Consider the following 14,743-nt stretch of genomic DNA (forward strand, 5'->3'; position numbering starts at 1 on the left):
TTTGCCTTCTTACTTACTAATGACTAAGTTTTACATAAAAGATTGAACCTGGGGCAGAGTAATTGTGAAAGATACCCGAGAGGTGCGAGGAGTGTCAGACGGGCCAGTGGAGACATCTACTGTGCCATTGAGATGCTGCACTAAGCATTTTACTAGCGCTAGACCCAAACCAGTACCCTGAACTGCTCTTTGGGTCATCCCCTGACCGCGATGGAATTTATCAAAAATATGTCTGAGGTCTTCTGGAGAGATGCCCTGACCAATATTGCTCAAACTCATCACAATCTGCTTCACCGATTGCTGGATTTGCTCAGTTACCTCGATCACCACTGTAGTATTTGGGTGAGAATACTTGCCAGCATTGGTTAAAAGTTCCAGCAAGATACGGTTAAGGCTCTCAGCGTCGGTGTTGATCAAGAGCGATGGTAGTGAACTATTGATTGTTAAGGTTAAGCCTTTCTGCGCCCATTTGTACTCAAAGGATTTAGCCAAGTGCTTAATCATCGGCATCAGGTCAATTCTTTGCAGCTGCAGTTGGGACTGGTCAGATTCCAGCTGCTGTAGACTCAACAGGTCGTTAATTAGCTCAATTTCTTGATTACACTGTTGCTCAAGGATTTCTAGATATTTGGCACGACGCTCAAGATCAAGTTTGGGTTGACGTAACATCCGAATCGCTAGACTCATGGCAGTCAAAGGTGTCCGCAACTCATGATTCATGCTACTGAGAAATTCGTCTTTGAGCCGATTTAATTCTTTTAACTGACCCATTTGCTGGCGAGTTCTTTCGTATAACTCTGCCTGAACTTTCAGACTATGTTGTAACTGAGCCGTGCGTTCTTCAACAAGGGATTGTACTTGCTGGAGAGTCTGATTTTGGATAATAGTGCTACTAACTTGTGTACTGACCCACTTGACCAAGTTGATTTGATTTTCTAGCCAAGGGCGAGGTTGACTATTTTGCAAGACCAAGAACCCCAAAACCTTAACGGATAGCAAGCCATGATTATCTGCCCCAACCAGAGGACAGATCAGTAACCCTGGCAATAGGACCTGATCTAGGAGTGAGATGCTCTGGTGGTCAGCTTTACCAATCGGGTGATCTGGTCTATGGGTAATGACTATCGGTTCAGGGGCTTGCTTGAGAGCCTGTTGGTACCAAGAACACTCAGAAACTGGGAAGGATTTATTTAACAGTGCGTCGCCTTTTGAAAATAGATCAGTAGTAGAGGTTTCCTGTAACCATTCACAAACGACTGTCAGATCATGTTTTGGTGAATGCTGTCCTGGTACAGTGCAACCAAGGGGATTCGTTTCATCTAAGAGTAGCAGTAGTGCCCGTGACACCTGAAGTGCTTCAGCAACAGCCGTGGTAGCTATCTGGAAAATCTCCAGGAGATTGAGAGAGCTATGCATCACTTGACTCAATTGGTTGAGCAGAGTTTGGTCTCGAGTAGCCGCCTTCACTTGGTGGGTTAGCTGAACTTGAGAAATTGCTACTGATACCCATTGGGATACAACAATTAACTGTTCTTGCTCTGTCTTTGTCCATTGGTAAGGCTGGGCTTTTCCTAAAACAATTACCCCGTTGACTACAGACTGAAACTTTGTGGAGGTCTTCAGTATTGCCCTGGCAGATAGCACTTCTTCACCCAAATCTAAGTTAGACCAAGCATCGGATTTTTGCCAATCTGAAATTGCCAGTACTGAGTCACTGCCTAAGTCATCCTCTGTGGTTAAGAGTTCCAGCAGTTGCACTGGATTTTTGTAGTATCGGTGTTCTGGGTCGAGGTGTTGATCAGCACGCCACCAGGCTAGTTGGGGTGTAGTGCTAGGGTTAGCCAGCCCCCCAATTAAACAGCTATCCACCTGAAAACTCTCTCCTATAGCCTTGGCCAGCATGGCCAACAGAGTTTGCGTTTCTGAGGTATTTAGTATAGTCTTAGCAATTTGTTGCCCGATCTGAGCTAACTCTGTCGGGTAAGGCATGAGTGAACCCTGATGTTCCTGGCTAAAGGTTGGTTCAAATGTACCTGAGAGACGGGACTTGATGGAATTTACTCTTGGGGCAAAAATCGCGCTTTCTGCATCCATTATGCTAGTTGCACAACTTGTGAATACTGGTCTTGACTAGAGCAACTGTTAAAACAGTAATCTCGCTAGGATTAGTGTTCCCGGCATCAGAGTGCTTTTGATCAAGAGATTGGAGTTTTTTACGACAACCGACCTACACACCCGTTCAATCATCACTGCTGGTTAGAGGAGAAGCTGTGGGTCGGTGGCACAACTTGCATCATGTAATCGTCACAGTTGAGTTAAACTCGTCCCCGGTGAGCTTGACCCGTAATTAAATTCGCTTTAGGTGCGCGCCTCCTAGGCCGGGTTCCCCGGCCTAGGAATAAACTAGGGGGTGGCTGAATAACATTGAGGCGGGAATAACCAATTTTTTGGTCATACATTGCTCGTCGCTCTGGATTACTCAGGGTAGCATAGGCTTCGTTCAGCTTTTGGAATTTAATCGTGGCACTTTCAGTGGGTAAGTCGGTTGTATCAGGATGATAGCGCTTACTGAGTTGCCGATAGGCACGTCGGATAGCTATGGGTGATGCACTAGGGTGCAATCCCAGTATTTCGTAATAGCTCGTGGGGTTTGAGCTTTGGGGATTCCTAATGTTTTGTCTGACCCGATCTTTTGCCACCGCAGTTTTATCCTAACTGGTTAGACAACGCTTTCGATTATTGTGACATCTGGAAGGATGCTGAGCTTTTAATCCTCACACAAAACCCGACAATTCCGGTAAACCAAGGTTAACTTCGTGTATTCTAAGGAGCATGGGAGCGGTTATCCTGACTCGTGCTTAGACGACTCCTTTTCAACTAAGGTTTAGCCAATTCCCTTATATAGAACTCAGGTAGGTTAAATGTGACATGCCACGCCACGAATTGCTGACAACAACAGCCATCCCAAGGTATTAACCCGAAAATCAAACAGAGTTACATCCAGCAGATTGAATAGAGTACAGCTGCCAAAAGCCACCAGATAACTGAACAGAATTAAGTTGTCTTGATGCCAATCTTGTCTAGTGGTAGGGGTCGCAACGGTTGACCAAACCCTTAATAGTTGGATACCTTCAACCATAATCCAGCCAACTAATCCACTCAACATCAGTGTGCCTGGGATGCCAGTTTCAGCAGTCAACATTAGAGGTAGATTATGGGGATGACCAAGCCAGACTTCCATTTGTGACTGGTAAAGAGGAGTGAAATTGCGTAACCCCCAACCCAACCAGGGACGTTCCTGAATCATTGACCAAGTAAATTGCCACTGGGTTGTCCTCAAGGTAGCGATGGGCCGGTCGGGATACAACTGGTCAGACAATCGCATCCAAAAGTATGCTGGGACAATACTACGCAGCCATTGACGCCCTAGCATTGGACCAAATGATGCCCACAGAACACTACCAACAGCAGCAGTAACTGCTGTGACCAGCCAGTACCAACCTAAGTAAAGGGCAAAGGCAAGGCAAGCCAAAACAGCGATTATCCAAGCATTGCGGGAGTTGGTCAAAACTAGTGCGATCGCATTACCGATCACCACCACACTCAAGAACAACAGCGGATAATCGAATCGATGCCAGCTCCAACGCCTAGCTTGAAACCTCTCAATCCACAGCCCTATCCCTAAAATTAATGGTATTTGTAGATAAGCGGCTAGGATATTGGCATACAAAAACACTGAATCCATCCGACCTGGAGGATTCCCGTTAGCTACCAAGGTTGAACCAAAGACTAGTGATAATAGTTTTGGGCTAGTCCAACCCAAAACCATCTGAGCAAAACCCATTATAGTTACTGCTAGGGAAGGAATAACTAGAATCCAGGCTAATTGCCTCAGCTGTGCTGGGGTTTTGATTAGGGTAGACAAACCAGCGAAAACGGCGAAGAAGGGGATAAAATTCCCTAAACCTAGGAACGCTTCTGTGGGGTTAAATGCTAAGCTAGCAGTAATGAGCAGCCAGATACTCAAAATAGCCAATCCCCAGTTTAGGGGTTTTGAGATTATACTGGTGTACTTTTGCCGCCAAGTATCTCCCACAGCTAGAACTAACCCCACTGCGCCTAAAGCTGGAAATAGGGGAAAGATAAGAGTTCCCAGCTTAGCGCACTTCCAACCTATTTGTAGGTGATTGTTTGGATGTCTATTCTTTCCCAAGAACCAATTAACCACTAACCACTACTATCAATCTAAACTGGTTCCCAGCACTCAGCACGAGTCAGGCGAATTTGTGCTAAGGTTAAGATTGTTGGAATAATCCGACCGTAGTTGGTTGCGATCGCTCTCCAGCCTAAGTCAACGAAGAAATAGCTCCACATGATCGGACCTAGGCAGGCAAAAACACTCCGAGTAACCCCATAACGAGCAGCACTGAGTGCCATTCCCTGTCGTGCTGTTTGTACTGTCAAGTAGTTCTGAAACTGAGCTGCTGCTGCCAAACCCCCCTTCACTAGGGCTTGTTTAGCCACCTGATAGCGAGCGAAATGCAGGGCAAACTGGCGTGCCACCTGTTGCAGTATTATTGGCTTTAGAATCGAGGTCAATGCTAGGGCGCTACCACCTTTGAGTAAAAAGTCGATAGGATTGTGCTGGATTTGTACAGGTAAGGGTTCAGGGAGTTTTGACTTAGCTAAGCATTTCTGTACCTGTACTGTTAGGGATTGCTGCTCTTGGGTTGGTAAGCGTTTCCAGGTTTTCTCCATTAGGTGAAGAAATATTTCTGCTTCCAAGTCAGTTGTAGTCAGACGTTGAGAATAAGGAATTTTGAGGTAACGACAAACTTGAATCAGGGCTTGTCGGTAGGTTACTTCACTCGTGCGTCCCTTGAGTACTGTTACCCCATCTGCTGCCAAGAAGCGAAATCGGTCTTCCAGGGAATCCAACCAAGCTTCACGGTTTTGGCTTTGGATATCGATTGGGTCAGGGAGCTGAAGGTAATCTAAAGGATTAAACCTACGACAGAATAGAATGTCTGTCACTTGTTGTAATTCTTCAACGGTTGCTAACTCTAACGCAGTTCTCAGCTCATCCAACGTTCTTCCCTCCACAACCCCGTTTTTACTGCTGTCCTCTATTCTACTCCTATCATTTTTCTAGTAGGAGTTTGAATCTACTTTGATGTAGTAAGCTGTTAGGCCTTTGGCAGCTATGCTGAAGCGACGGCTGCGCCTTCATGGGGGGATTTGTCCCACTCGCGCTTTGCATCAAGATACGGAAAAGAGTTTCAGGTTTTTTTTTGATTTAATAAAGCGATGCAGTCGGCCCCACGCGGGTTTCCATCACTCGCGCTTGGGATCAAGACAATGTCGTTTAAATGCCCGACAGCTTATGAATGAGAAAAGGATGGTCGATAACCCTCAATTCTTCAGCCTTTACAGGCAAGGGGTGAATCAAAGATGTAAGGATCTTGCCATCCGCTCTACCATTGAGCTACCTGCCCCATTTATTTGTTGGTGTAGCGGAGCGGGATTTGAACCCGCAACCTCCGGTGAATCAAGGGTGGGGTTCGTTTAGAAGACGATAACCCTCAATTCTTCGGCCCTTTCGGGCAAAATTGGCGCTCTCCCATTGAGCTACCCGTTACAGAACAAGCTAAACCCAAACCAGATTGCTAAATGAGTTGCTTGAGTTACTTTTATATGACATTTGTAATATAAAAAATGAAGCGTCAAGTTTGGCTCTTCCGTACTTGTTATGCTAAATTAACACTTTGCCAAAGGGACTGAGGCCGTAGGCCACGCGGGGCGCGTTCGGAGCAGGGACTTCGGAGCAGGAGGAAGAGGCAGCTATATGGGAAAAATTTATGGTTAAATAGCCTCATAACCCTTACACAGTAAGCTTTTCGGGGGGGTAAACTATAAATTTAGCATAGTAGGTACTGAAGAACCTCAAGTTTTTAGGGGCAAGATGAGTCAAGAAATTTACCGCGATTGGCGCAGTCGTTTGACTCCAATGGTTTGGCTCGAATTAGGGTTATGTTGCGATCGCAACAGAAGTCTTTACACTTACCAGAGCCGATCCGGATCAGTATGCTACTCTGGTAAACGGTGACTACATTAAAACTTCCGATACCCAGAAGCCAGAAGATTTTGACGAAACTTTCATTGATGAAGAGGCGAGTTCAAGTTAAACCCAATTCTAAACATCAAAAGATAGAAGACTCAGACGATGGGACACTCAAGGTGCATTTGAAGTCACCACCTGTAGATGGCAAGGCCAATCAGGAGTTAATTGAGTTGCTGGCTCAAAGGTTTAAAGTACCAAAGTCTCGTATCCAAATTAAGTCAGGTTTATCCTCAAGGAATAAATTGATTGAAATCAACACCAATGCCTAGCTAGCTGCAATAGGTCACCCATGACCAATACCGTCAGGATTAGCCCAAATGTAACTTAAATCCCTGGAATTGGAGGATTTAGCCGAAAATACAACCATCCAAAATCCAAAAATCCCAGTTGATAGCCTTCGTGCTAAGCACGGAGCTAGAGTCCAAACAGAGCCAGACTGACAAGCAATCGGATATGCTTAGTTTTGGTGTATTAGTATCTTATCGAAACAACACAAGTGTCAATCTCTTCATCTACTGCCCCACAAGTCAGCACACTTCAGAAAACTGTAGTTACTATCGTTATCGCCATGTCCCCTGTGGGAGTAATCGCTGCGATAGTAGTTATGTTCCTTGAGAAACTGAACGTCCAGCCTCTCGATATTGGTCTTTTTCTCGGGATGTACATCCTGAATTTCATCGGGATTACCGTCGGGTATCACAGGCTTTTTAGCCATCGTGCCTTTCATACTGGACCCTTTATAAGGGCATTCTTAGCCATTGCTGGATGTATGGCAGCTCAAGGACCAGTCACTAGCTGGGTTCACCATCATCGCTGCCATCATATTTACTCTGACCAAGACGGAGACACTCACTCACCCCATCTTCACCAGGGAGGATTTTGGGGATTTATCCAAGGGTTTTGGCATTCCCATATTGCTTGGATTGTGAATGTGGATTGGCAGCCTCCCTATAAGTATGCTCCTGACCTAATCAAGGACAAGCTGATCCGAAGAATAGACAACCTCTACGTCTTTTGGGTATTGCTGTCCCTGTTAATTCCTGGTTTCCTGGGTGGAGTCTTGACTGGTTCTGTCTCAGGAGTCTTAGGTGGTTTAATCTGGGGCGGAGCATTTCGGATTTTTCTGGTTCGTCAAATCACCTTTTGTGTCAACTCAGTTTGCCACCTGTGGGGAAACGAGCTGTTTACTACCTCTGATATGAGCAAGAACAATCCTATCGTCGCCATCTTGACCCTTGGTGAAGGGTGGCACAATAATCACCATGCTTTTCCCAACTCAGCAAGATTTGGACATTATTGGTGGCAACTTGACCTGGGTTGGTTCTTCATCCTGCTGCTTCAGCGCTTAGGACTGGCCTGGAATGTCAAATTACCATCCTCAGACCAACTGCAACCTAGAAACATCTAATCCCAGGATTAAGAATTTCAGGTGAACTACCTTTCGCTGCGCACGCCCCTCGCGAGGGGCTTTCTAATTCACGGGGTACTGTCTTGTAGACACTTGATAGATAATCTCTCTAGATGTTCCCTCCCCCTGTTAAACTAGAAAAGGCTATGTTGCTCAAAGCTAAGGTTTTAAAGCCTTGGAATTCAAGACCAAGCTGCGCTATGGTCGTGGCTAGGATGTCAAATCCAGGAGAAAAACATTCGTGCTAACACTGGGCGTAAATATCGACCATATTGCCACAATTCGTCAGGCACGGCGCACTGTAGAACCTGACCCAGTGGCAGCAGCGGTGTTGGCAGAGCTTGCTGGTGCGGATGGCATCACCGCACATCTAAGAGAGGATCGACGTCACATTCAAAATAGGGACATTGCTCTGTTAAGACAAACGGTGCGAACTCATCTGAATTTGGAAATGGCACCTACCGATGAAATGGTAGCGATCGCTCTAGATGTCAAACCCGATTACGTTACCCTCGTACCAGAAAAACGAGAAGAAGTGACTACCGAGGGAGGGCTAGATGTAGCAGGGCAAATGCCTCGCCTTACTGAGGTTGTAGCCCAGTTACAGAACACTGGCATTCCCGTTAGCTTATTTATAGACGCTGATCCCGCCCAAATCGATGCTTCTGCTAAAACAAAAGCTAAATTTATTGAGCTCCACACGGGGAGTTATGCAGAAGCTACTGATGAAGTCAGTCAGGCTAAAGAATTAAAAGTTTTGGCCTCCGGATGCCAACAAGCGATTGCTGCTGGCTTACGAGTCAATGCTGGTCATGGTCTTACCTACTGGAATGTTTACCCGGTTGCTTGTATCGAAGGTATGGAAGAACTCAATATTGGTCATAGCATCATTGCTCGGGCATCTCTGGTGGGTATAGAACGGGCGGTCAGAGAAATGAAACAAGCGATGCAAGGTAAATTTTGAGCTTTCCTCAGTAACTGAAACTATGCAAACTTACTACTACGTTTTAGCCAGTCAACAATTCCTTGAAGAAGAACCATTGGAGGAAGTACTTCGGGAACGTACCAGGCACTACCATGAACAGGAAAAAGAAATAGACTTTTGGTTAGTCAACCAGCCAGCATTCTTGGAAAGTTCCCAAATGTCCCAGGTCAAGCAGGAATGTCCGCAACCAGCAACGGCGATAATTTCTACTAATCCTAAGTTCATCACCTGGTTAAAGCTGCGCCTAGAATTTGTCAAAACTGGTGAATTTCAGGCACCATCAGATAGTATACCTGACCCTCTAGCGTCTCTGGCATCAGTTTGATGGTTAGTTTTTTGCTTCCAAGACAGTGGCTATGGGTCTACTTTCTAATCATCTATGACCAGGGAAACAATACAGTTTATTTTACAAATTTTATCGATAGCACTGGCTGCTTTAGCTGGTGTCTTTGATTCGGTTTATGCTCAACCAATAACTCCTCAATGCCAACCACCACAAAACGGTGAGTACATTTTGTTAGTGCTTAGCCGAACTAGGAAAAATCACGAACAAATTCAACGAATTTTACCCAACACTGCAAAAACTAATTTTTGTCAATATTTGGAAGACATAGTAACTCGCGTTGGGGGTTTCAGAGGGATTAACGATGCTAAAGATTGGGCACGCTATCTGGATCAGGTAGTTGGATACTCAGCTTTTGTAGTTCAATCTCCACCGTCAAGCCAGCCTAATACTATACAGACTGCTACTATACAAGGTTATACTCCTCAGGGATTGGGTGATGGTTATGCAGTTCTGGTGGACTACTTCAATCAACCAGAAGTGGCATCCCGACTAGAGCAACTACTGGGCGTCAATGTTGGCTTGGTTTCTTATGCTCAGCGACCTTACTTACTGACAGTACACACAACTAGTGAAACCCAAGCTAACTCAATCTTAAGGCGACTGAGCGCAGGGGGGTTTTGGGCAATGGTTGTTGATAGTCGCCGAGTTACCCTACTAAAACGTAAGGTGGTTCGCTTTTAACTAGTTCCGCTTGAACTAGTTAATGGCAAATTACTAATTAAAATTACTAATTAACATGATTAATAAGCCGTTGCTGCTATACAAGAAATAGCGATACCTAACACCAAACCAACAAGCACCTGAAAGGGTGTATGACCTAATAATTCCTTAAGGCGGTCTTCTTTCAACTCTTTGTCTTCGCTAAAAAACTGATCGATAATTTGGTTGAGAATTCGAGCTTGCTTACCGGCAGCTTGCCTGACACCAGCAGCATCATACATGACTATGATGGCAAACACTAAAGCGATCGCAAATTCTGGAGAAGCCCATCCCACCGTTTGTCCTACACCAAATGCTAAGGCAGTGACGAATGCTGAGTGAGAACTAGGCATTCCACCAGCAGTCACCAGTATCCGAAGATTAAGTTTGCGATTTTTGGTTAGATCAACCAAAAATTTAAATAGTTGAGCCACCAGACAAGCGATGAGCGCAACCAGCAACACCTGGTTGTTTAGGATGTCGCTAAAGTCCTGCATAATTATTTACTTTAAATTGGTCATTGGTCATCGGTAACTCAGCATTGGGGAAACGATTAAGGATGAAGGATCAAGTATGAAGTTATGAAGTATGTTCCCCCGATAGCGTCCCTTCTAGGGTATAATTAAGGATGAAGTATATTTGTTTTTGGTGTTCCTGTAGGCTAGGATTAAAGACTTCATCCTTTAACTTTCGTTGGCCTTACCCCAATACCAAGTACCTTAATGAGTGCGATTCACAATAAAGTCAGCGATCGCAATCAGGGGTTGAGCCTTTTCCCCAAAGGATTCAATTTGAGCTTTTGCCTCATTCACCAGCTCCTGGGCTTTGGCTTTTGATGCCTCTAGCCCCCATAGGCTAGGATAAGTAGCCTTTTGTGCTTTAATATCCTTACCTGCTGTTTTACCTAGTTCCTCCTGGGTAGCAGTTATATCTAGGATGTCATCGACAATTTGAAATGCTAAACCAATATTTTGGGCATATTTGGATAGCCTTTGTAAGTTAGCTGCCGTTGCCCCTGCCAATATTCCACCACAAACTACACAGGCTTCTAGCAAAGCACCAGTTTTATGAGTATGGATAAAGGAGAGGGTTTCTTCTTTAATATCCGACTTACCTTCTGATTCGAGATCAAGCACTTGACCCCCAACCAATCCCGATGCTCCGACTGCTTTAGCCAACCAAGCAACTACCTGCAAAACTTGGGGAGCTGGTACATTTTTAGTTTGAGCCGCCGCATATTCAAATGCATAAGCTAATAAACCATCACCTGCGAGGATGGCAATGTCCTCACCAAATACTTTGTGGTTAGTTAGTTTACCCCGACGGTAATCGTCATTGTCCATTGCTGGTAGGTCATCATGAATCAATGACATGGTATGGATCATTTCCAGAGCGCAGGAGGTTGGCATTGCCATCTCCACCGTGCCACCCATCAGCTCACAGGTAGCTAGGCACAGAATCGGGCGCAAGCGTTTACCTCCAGCCAACAGAGAATAGCGCATTGCCTCGTAAATTTTGTCCGGCTCCATTCGGGGCAGAGCCTGGTCTAAAGCTGACTCAATTAGAGCCTTTCGCTCTTTTAAGTAAGTTAGTAAGTCTAAACTTGGGGATTCCCTCTTGGGGGTAGGTCGCCCCTCCGTCGCTACCATGCCTTGATTCCTTGATTATCTGATTCCTCTAACAATTTTACGGGGCTGGGGGTCTTCTTGAAACTACCTTGTCTAATTCTCCTACTTCTCGTTTGATGAACAAAACTCTTTACTGATGCTAATTAGGATTGTCGAGTTTTGAAATTTATGAAATTTATCAGTAGCGCTAAACTAGAGTCTAACCCTCTCAAACCCAACATTTAATATGTTCGTAAAACTTACAACACAGATTTATAATAGTTTTATATTTTATAGCTTTCAGTCTTCTTAATTAGTTCTTTTGTTGACCAGGCCTGCTGTGACATGAAATTATTTTAATCATAAACAACGGTTTGATTGATTGTTGTCAATCTTCACGAGAGCAAAACTGTTCAAGAATACCTCTTTGTATAACTAAGGATCGTATTATTTAGTAGCATAGCCACTGTCATCGGTCCGACGCCACCAGGGACAGGGGTAATATATCGGGCTATTTCCTGAACAGAGTCAAAGTGGACATCTCCCAGAAGACGAGATTTTTCTTGTTGATCACTAACGCGATTGATACCAACATCAATTACGACAGCACCTGGTTTTACCATGTCACTGGTAATCAGTTGAGGTCGTCCCACAGCTGCTACCAAAATATCAGCGCGACGTGTCAGCTCCCCCAGATCTTGGGTGCGCGAATGAGCAATTGTTACTGTAGCGTTGGCTTCTAGTAGCATCAGTGCTAGGGGTTTACCTACTAAAATACTACGTCCTACCACTACTGTCTTTTGACCAGACAAATTAATCTGGTACTCTTGCAACAGGCGCATTATCCCTGCTGGTGTACAGCTACGTAAACCAGGGTCTCCCCGCAGCAGACGACCTAGATTAACAGGGTGTAATCCATCAGCATCTTTATCCGGATGGATTTGGTGCAGTAATGAAACAGCATCTAGGTGGTCGGGTAAGGGCAGCTGGAGCAGAATTCCATCTACACGCTGATCTTGATTGAGCGAGTTAATGGTTTCCTCGAGTTCTGTTTGGGAGGTGTTACTGGGAAAATGACGACCAAATGAAGCAATGCCCACCTTAGCACAGGCACGTTCCTTATTACGAACATAGGCAGCGCTAGCAGGGTTGTCACCTACCATCAACACTGCTAATCCAGGAGGTCGTCCATGTTTCAACATCAGCTTCTGTGTCTGTTCTTGCAGCTGGGTCTGAATTTTTTTAGCTATGGTCTTACCATCGAGTATGTTCGTCATTGGTCAATTGGGTTAAACAGTGTAGACGGGTGTACAGATGCTGCCTACTTGGGTTAGAACATTGTAGATGCATGGAGCGACTTACCTTAGGCTGGGGAACGAACATTCAAGTTTCAACCTACTTCCTTTTTCACTCCTCCAAACAGAGTTCATTGGCAACTGACAACTGAAAACATCATAGGATTTCAATATGCCAACTAAGTATTGGTCAACTCTTTTACCGTTTTGGGTTTTACTTGTAGGAGCCGGGACTGTTGGCTGTAGTCCCTTAGCCCATAATGGCATTCATCAGCTTAATATTAGCTACCCTGGTGTAAAGGTCACAAAAATCGGTGAAATACCACAAAATCAGAATACTATCGATACAGTCTACCTTCGGGGTAAAGTTACTAATCAAGCACCACTTTTAGATGCGAATGCTTATGAACTCAAAGATGCAACTAGTACCATTTGGGTAGTCTCTCAGGGAACTTTGCCCAATATCGGTGATCAAGTCTTGATCCACGGTAAGGCTCAATTTCAAAGCATTCCCATTGCTGGACAAGATTTGGGTGAATTCTTTATTCAAGAGCTTGAGCAGCTACAACGGCAAGTCTATCAACCCAAGTCCCCCTTACTTCCAAGACCCACAGATGAGCAGTAAGCAAGTTCAAGTAGCGATCGCTATTCTCTATCGGCAAGGTCAGTTTCTGATGCAGCTACGGGACAATATTCCTGGTATTCTTTACCCCGGTTTGTGGGGTTTATTTGGGGGGCACATAGAACCCGGAGAAACCCCAATCGAAGCTCTCAGGCGGGAATTGCTGGAAGAAATTAGCTATGCACTACCCTCAGCATCTTTGTTTGGCCATTATCCTGAACCCCATGTGTTACGTCATGTTTTTGCAGTACCCCTGACCGTGGAAGTCTCACAATTGGTCTTAGGGGAAGGCTGGGATATGGGGTTGTTGACTCCTGAGCAGATTCGCCAGGGGGAGTCTTATTCTGCCAAGGCTGGTCAAGTGCGACCCCTTGGTCCTGCTCATCAGCGTATTCTACTGGATTTTCTGGAGAAGCGATCGAGCTTGGTATAAGCGCCCTTTTAACCGGAAACCTGGGCAAGAACAACCAGATCACCTACCCTAAACCCAGGGCCAAAGGCGAACAACTGGATAACCTTAAACCTTCAACCTTTCACGGACAACACAGCATGATTGACCATAGGTCACGTTGCGCGATCGAGCATGCTTGTTGTCCTTTTTGTGATCTTGGGCATTTCTTTGCACAACCGCGACTAAAAAGCGATTGATGAATTGCCTTTAATTGGTTAAATAATTCCGGTAACAGTGCTTATCAGTATTAAATAGGCTATAATAGTACTAAATGCGCGAGCAACTTCACATTAATGGCACCGTGGATACTCATACCCCAAACCACATCACCCCTCAAGCTGACCACCTGACCATTACTACAGCAAACCTACTGGAGGCTTTTGCTGATTTCCTGGATATCGATGTGGCAGCAGGAGATGCTGCGGCTGATACTGTTAATACCTACCGCCGCCAGGTTCAGCAATTTGTGAACTGGTGCGATCGCATAAATCTTCATCCAGCCGCAGTTACTAAAGACGACATTAAGCGTTACCGCCGCTGGATGGTAGAAACTAAAAAATTTAAGCCAGCAACGGTATCACTAAAGTTATCAGTTGTCAAGCGTTTTTATCAAGCTGCTGTGGAAAAAGGACTGATTACGATCAATCCAGCTCTTGGGGTGAAACCGCCACGGGAAAAGCTGGACCCGGCGGCAAGGATTACCTATTTGGAAAAGCCTGAAGTTGAGAAGTTGTTAGGAGCGATAGTGAATGATGGTAGCCTTAAGGCAAAGCGGGATAAACTTCTGCTGGCAATCATGATATTGGAAGGTCCCCGTAGCATTGAGTTACATCGAGCAAATGTCTCTGATGTAGTTAAGCAGGGGGGTAATCTGGGAATTCGGGTCGAAGGGAAGCGTAATATTAGAATAGTGCCATTAACACCAGATCTTGCTGACTTGCTAATGGCTTATCTCGAAGCAAGGGCAGAAAATGGGGAAGTGGTCAAACCATCCAGTCCTTTATTTATAGCTGTTGGAAACAGGGCGGGTGGCAAGCGGATTTCCCGGCGGGGGATTCGGCTAGTTGTAGATAGCTATTTAGAGCAAACTAACCTTAAGCAAACACCAGGAAGAACTATATCAGCCCATAGCTTGAGACATACGGCAGGTACCTTAGCTCTGCGTTCTGGTGCTGAGTTACGGCAAGTGCAAGATTTGTTGGGACATGC

General features: G+C 45.2%; 14 protein-coding genes, 1 tRNA gene and 1 pseudogene. 8 read left to right on the forward strand and 8 right to left on the reverse strand.

Annotated elements, in window-relative coordinates:
- Nucleotides 1-30 precede the first annotated feature (30 nt).
- The 5 genes and pseudogenes from F6K37_RS00770 to F6K37_RS00790 all read right to left on the reverse strand — a co-directional run bounded on the left by F6K37_RS00770 (nucleotide 31) and on the right by F6K37_RS00790 (nucleotide 5,639).
- On the reverse strand, nucleotides 31-2,094 hold the full coding sequence (locus F6K37_RS00770) for a GAF domain-containing sensor histidine kinase (RefSeq protein WP_008188387.1): 2,064 nt from the start codon (nucleotides 2,092-2,094) through the stop codon (nucleotides 31-33).
- Between the two features lie 305 nt (nucleotides 2,095-2,399).
- Nucleotides 2,400-2,699: pseudogene (locus F6K37_RS00775) on the reverse strand (J domain-containing protein); the annotation flags it as partial.
- 218 nt (nucleotides 2,700-2,917) lie between these two features.
- On the reverse strand, nucleotides 2,918-4,114 hold the full coding sequence (locus F6K37_RS00780; protein ID WP_229414315.1) for an O-antigen ligase family protein: 1,197 nt from the start codon (nucleotides 4,112-4,114) through the stop codon (nucleotides 2,918-2,920).
- 131 nt (nucleotides 4,115-4,245) lie between these two features.
- Nucleotides 4,246-5,088 (reverse strand): YaaW family protein, encoded by an 843-nt coding sequence (locus tag F6K37_RS00785; RefSeq protein WP_008179951.1) that lies wholly within the window; start codon nucleotides 5,086-5,088, stop codon nucleotides 4,246-4,248.
- 418 nt (nucleotides 5,089-5,506) lie between these two features.
- Nucleotides 5,507-5,639, reverse strand: a tRNA-OTHER gene (locus tag F6K37_RS00790).
- A gap of 523 nt (nucleotides 5,640-6,162) precedes the next feature.
- Between F6K37_RS00790 and F6K37_RS00795 the strand changes: the two genes are divergently transcribed.
- The 5 genes from F6K37_RS00795 (at nucleotide 6,163) to F6K37_RS00815 (ending at nucleotide 9,541) form a co-directional block, all read left to right on the forward strand.
- Entirely contained in the window at nucleotides 6,163-6,390 is a 228-nt protein-coding gene (locus F6K37_RS00795; protein ID WP_008179952.1) for a DUF167 domain-containing protein, read from the forward strand.
- 227 nt (nucleotides 6,391-6,617) lie between these two features.
- Nucleotides 6,618-7,529: an acyl-CoA desaturase gene (locus F6K37_RS00800; protein ID WP_131827221.1), complete on the forward strand. Its 912-nt coding sequence runs from the start codon at nucleotides 6,618-6,620 to the stop codon at nucleotides 7,527-7,529.
- A gap of 241 nt (nucleotides 7,530-7,770) precedes the next feature.
- Nucleotides 7,771-8,493: a pyridoxine 5'-phosphate synthase gene (locus tag F6K37_RS00805; RefSeq protein WP_008179955.1), complete on the forward strand. Its 723-nt coding sequence runs from the start codon at nucleotides 7,771-7,773 to the stop codon at nucleotides 8,491-8,493.
- A 22-nt stretch (nucleotides 8,494-8,515) separates the two neighbouring features.
- Entirely contained in the window at nucleotides 8,516-8,839 is a 324-nt protein-coding gene (locus F6K37_RS00810) for an MgPME-cyclase complex family protein (protein ID WP_008179959.1), read from the forward strand.
- Nucleotides 8,840-8,893: 54 nt separating this feature from the next.
- Nucleotides 8,894-9,541, forward strand: a complete 648-nt coding sequence (locus tag F6K37_RS00815; protein WP_008179960.1) for a hypothetical protein — start codon at nucleotides 8,894-8,896, stop codon at nucleotides 9,539-9,541.
- Nucleotides 9,542-9,600: 59 nt separating this feature from the next.
- Here the strand turns inward: F6K37_RS00815 and F6K37_RS00820 are convergent, their stop codons facing one another.
- The 3 genes from F6K37_RS00820 to folD form a co-directional block, all read right to left on the reverse strand.
- Complete coding sequence (locus F6K37_RS00820; RefSeq protein WP_008179962.1) at nucleotides 9,601-10,056, reverse strand: divergent PAP2 family protein; 456 nt, start codon at nucleotides 10,054-10,056, stop codon at nucleotides 9,601-9,603.
- 222 nt (nucleotides 10,057-10,278) lie between these two features.
- Nucleotides 10,279-11,208, reverse strand: a complete 930-nt coding sequence (crtE, locus tag F6K37_RS00825) for a geranylgeranyl diphosphate synthase CrtE (protein ID WP_008179964.1) — start codon at nucleotides 11,206-11,208, stop codon at nucleotides 10,279-10,281.
- A gap of 371 nt (nucleotides 11,209-11,579) precedes the next feature.
- The gene (gene folD / locus F6K37_RS00830) at nucleotides 11,580-12,443 is read right to left on the reverse strand and encodes a bifunctional methylenetetrahydrofolate dehydrogenase/methenyltetrahydrofolate cyclohydrolase FolD (RefSeq protein WP_008179967.1); all 864 of its coding nucleotides are present in this window, start codon (nucleotides 12,441-12,443) and stop codon (nucleotides 11,580-11,582) included.
- A gap of 190 nt (nucleotides 12,444-12,633) precedes the next feature.
- On the opposite strand from folD, the gene F6K37_RS00835 reads away from it, so the two are divergent.
- From F6K37_RS00835 to F6K37_RS00845, 3 genes are all read left to right on the forward strand, one after another.
- Nucleotides 12,634-13,086, forward strand: a complete 453-nt coding sequence (locus F6K37_RS00835; protein ID WP_008179970.1) for a hypothetical protein — start codon at nucleotides 12,634-12,636, stop codon at nucleotides 13,084-13,086.
- Nucleotides 13,076-13,516 (forward strand): NUDIX hydrolase, encoded by a 441-nt coding sequence (locus F6K37_RS00840; protein WP_008179972.1) that lies wholly within the window; start codon nucleotides 13,076-13,078, stop codon nucleotides 13,514-13,516. Before F6K37_RS00835 ends, F6K37_RS00840 begins: the two co-directional genes overlap by 11 nt.
- A 289-nt stretch (nucleotides 13,517-13,805) precedes the next feature.
- The coding region (locus tag F6K37_RS00845; protein WP_287247552.1) for a tyrosine-type recombinase/integrase at nucleotides 13,806-14,743 on the forward strand (938 nt) is incomplete at its 3' end.

The sequence above is a fragment of the Moorena sp. SIO4E2 genome, assembly GCF_010671945.1.
In the GTDB taxonomy this organism is placed as follows: domain Bacteria; phylum Cyanobacteriota; class Cyanobacteriia; order Cyanobacteriales; family Coleofasciculaceae; genus Moorena; species Moorena producens.

Bases quoted from the DNA above. Each gene is read 5' to 3' on its own strand.
- crtE (WP_008179964.1), bottom strand. From the start codon at position 11,208: ATGGTAGCGACGGAGGGGCGACCTACCCCCAAGAGGGAATCCCCAAGT.
- F6K37_RS00770 (WP_008188387.1), bottom strand. From the start codon at position 2,094: ATGGATGCAGAAAGCGCGATTTTTGCCCCAAGAGTAAATTCCATCAAG.
- F6K37_RS00840 (WP_008179972.1), top strand. From the start codon at position 13,076: ATGAGCAGTAAGCAAGTTCAAGTAGCGATCGCTATTCTCTATCGGCAA.
- F6K37_RS00815 (WP_008179960.1), top strand. From the start codon at position 8,894: ATGACCAGGGAAACAATACAGTTTATTTTACAAATTTTATCGATAGCA.
- F6K37_RS00820 (WP_008179962.1), bottom strand. From the start codon at position 10,056: ATGCAGGACTTTAGCGACATCCTAAACAACCAGGTGTTGCTGGTTGCG.
- F6K37_RS00810 (WP_008179959.1), top strand. From the start codon at position 8,516: ATGCAAACTTACTACTACGTTTTAGCCAGTCAACAATTCCTTGAAGAA.
- F6K37_RS00835 (WP_008179970.1), top strand. From the start codon at position 12,634: ATGCCAACTAAGTATTGGTCAACTCTTTTACCGTTTTGGGTTTTACTT.
- F6K37_RS00795 (WP_008179952.1), top strand. From the start codon at position 6,163: ATGAAGAGGCGAGTTCAAGTTAAACCCAATTCTAAACATCAAAAGATA.
- folD (WP_008179967.1), bottom strand. From the start codon at position 12,443: ATGACGAACATACTCGATGGTAAGACCATAGCTAAAAAAATTCAGACC.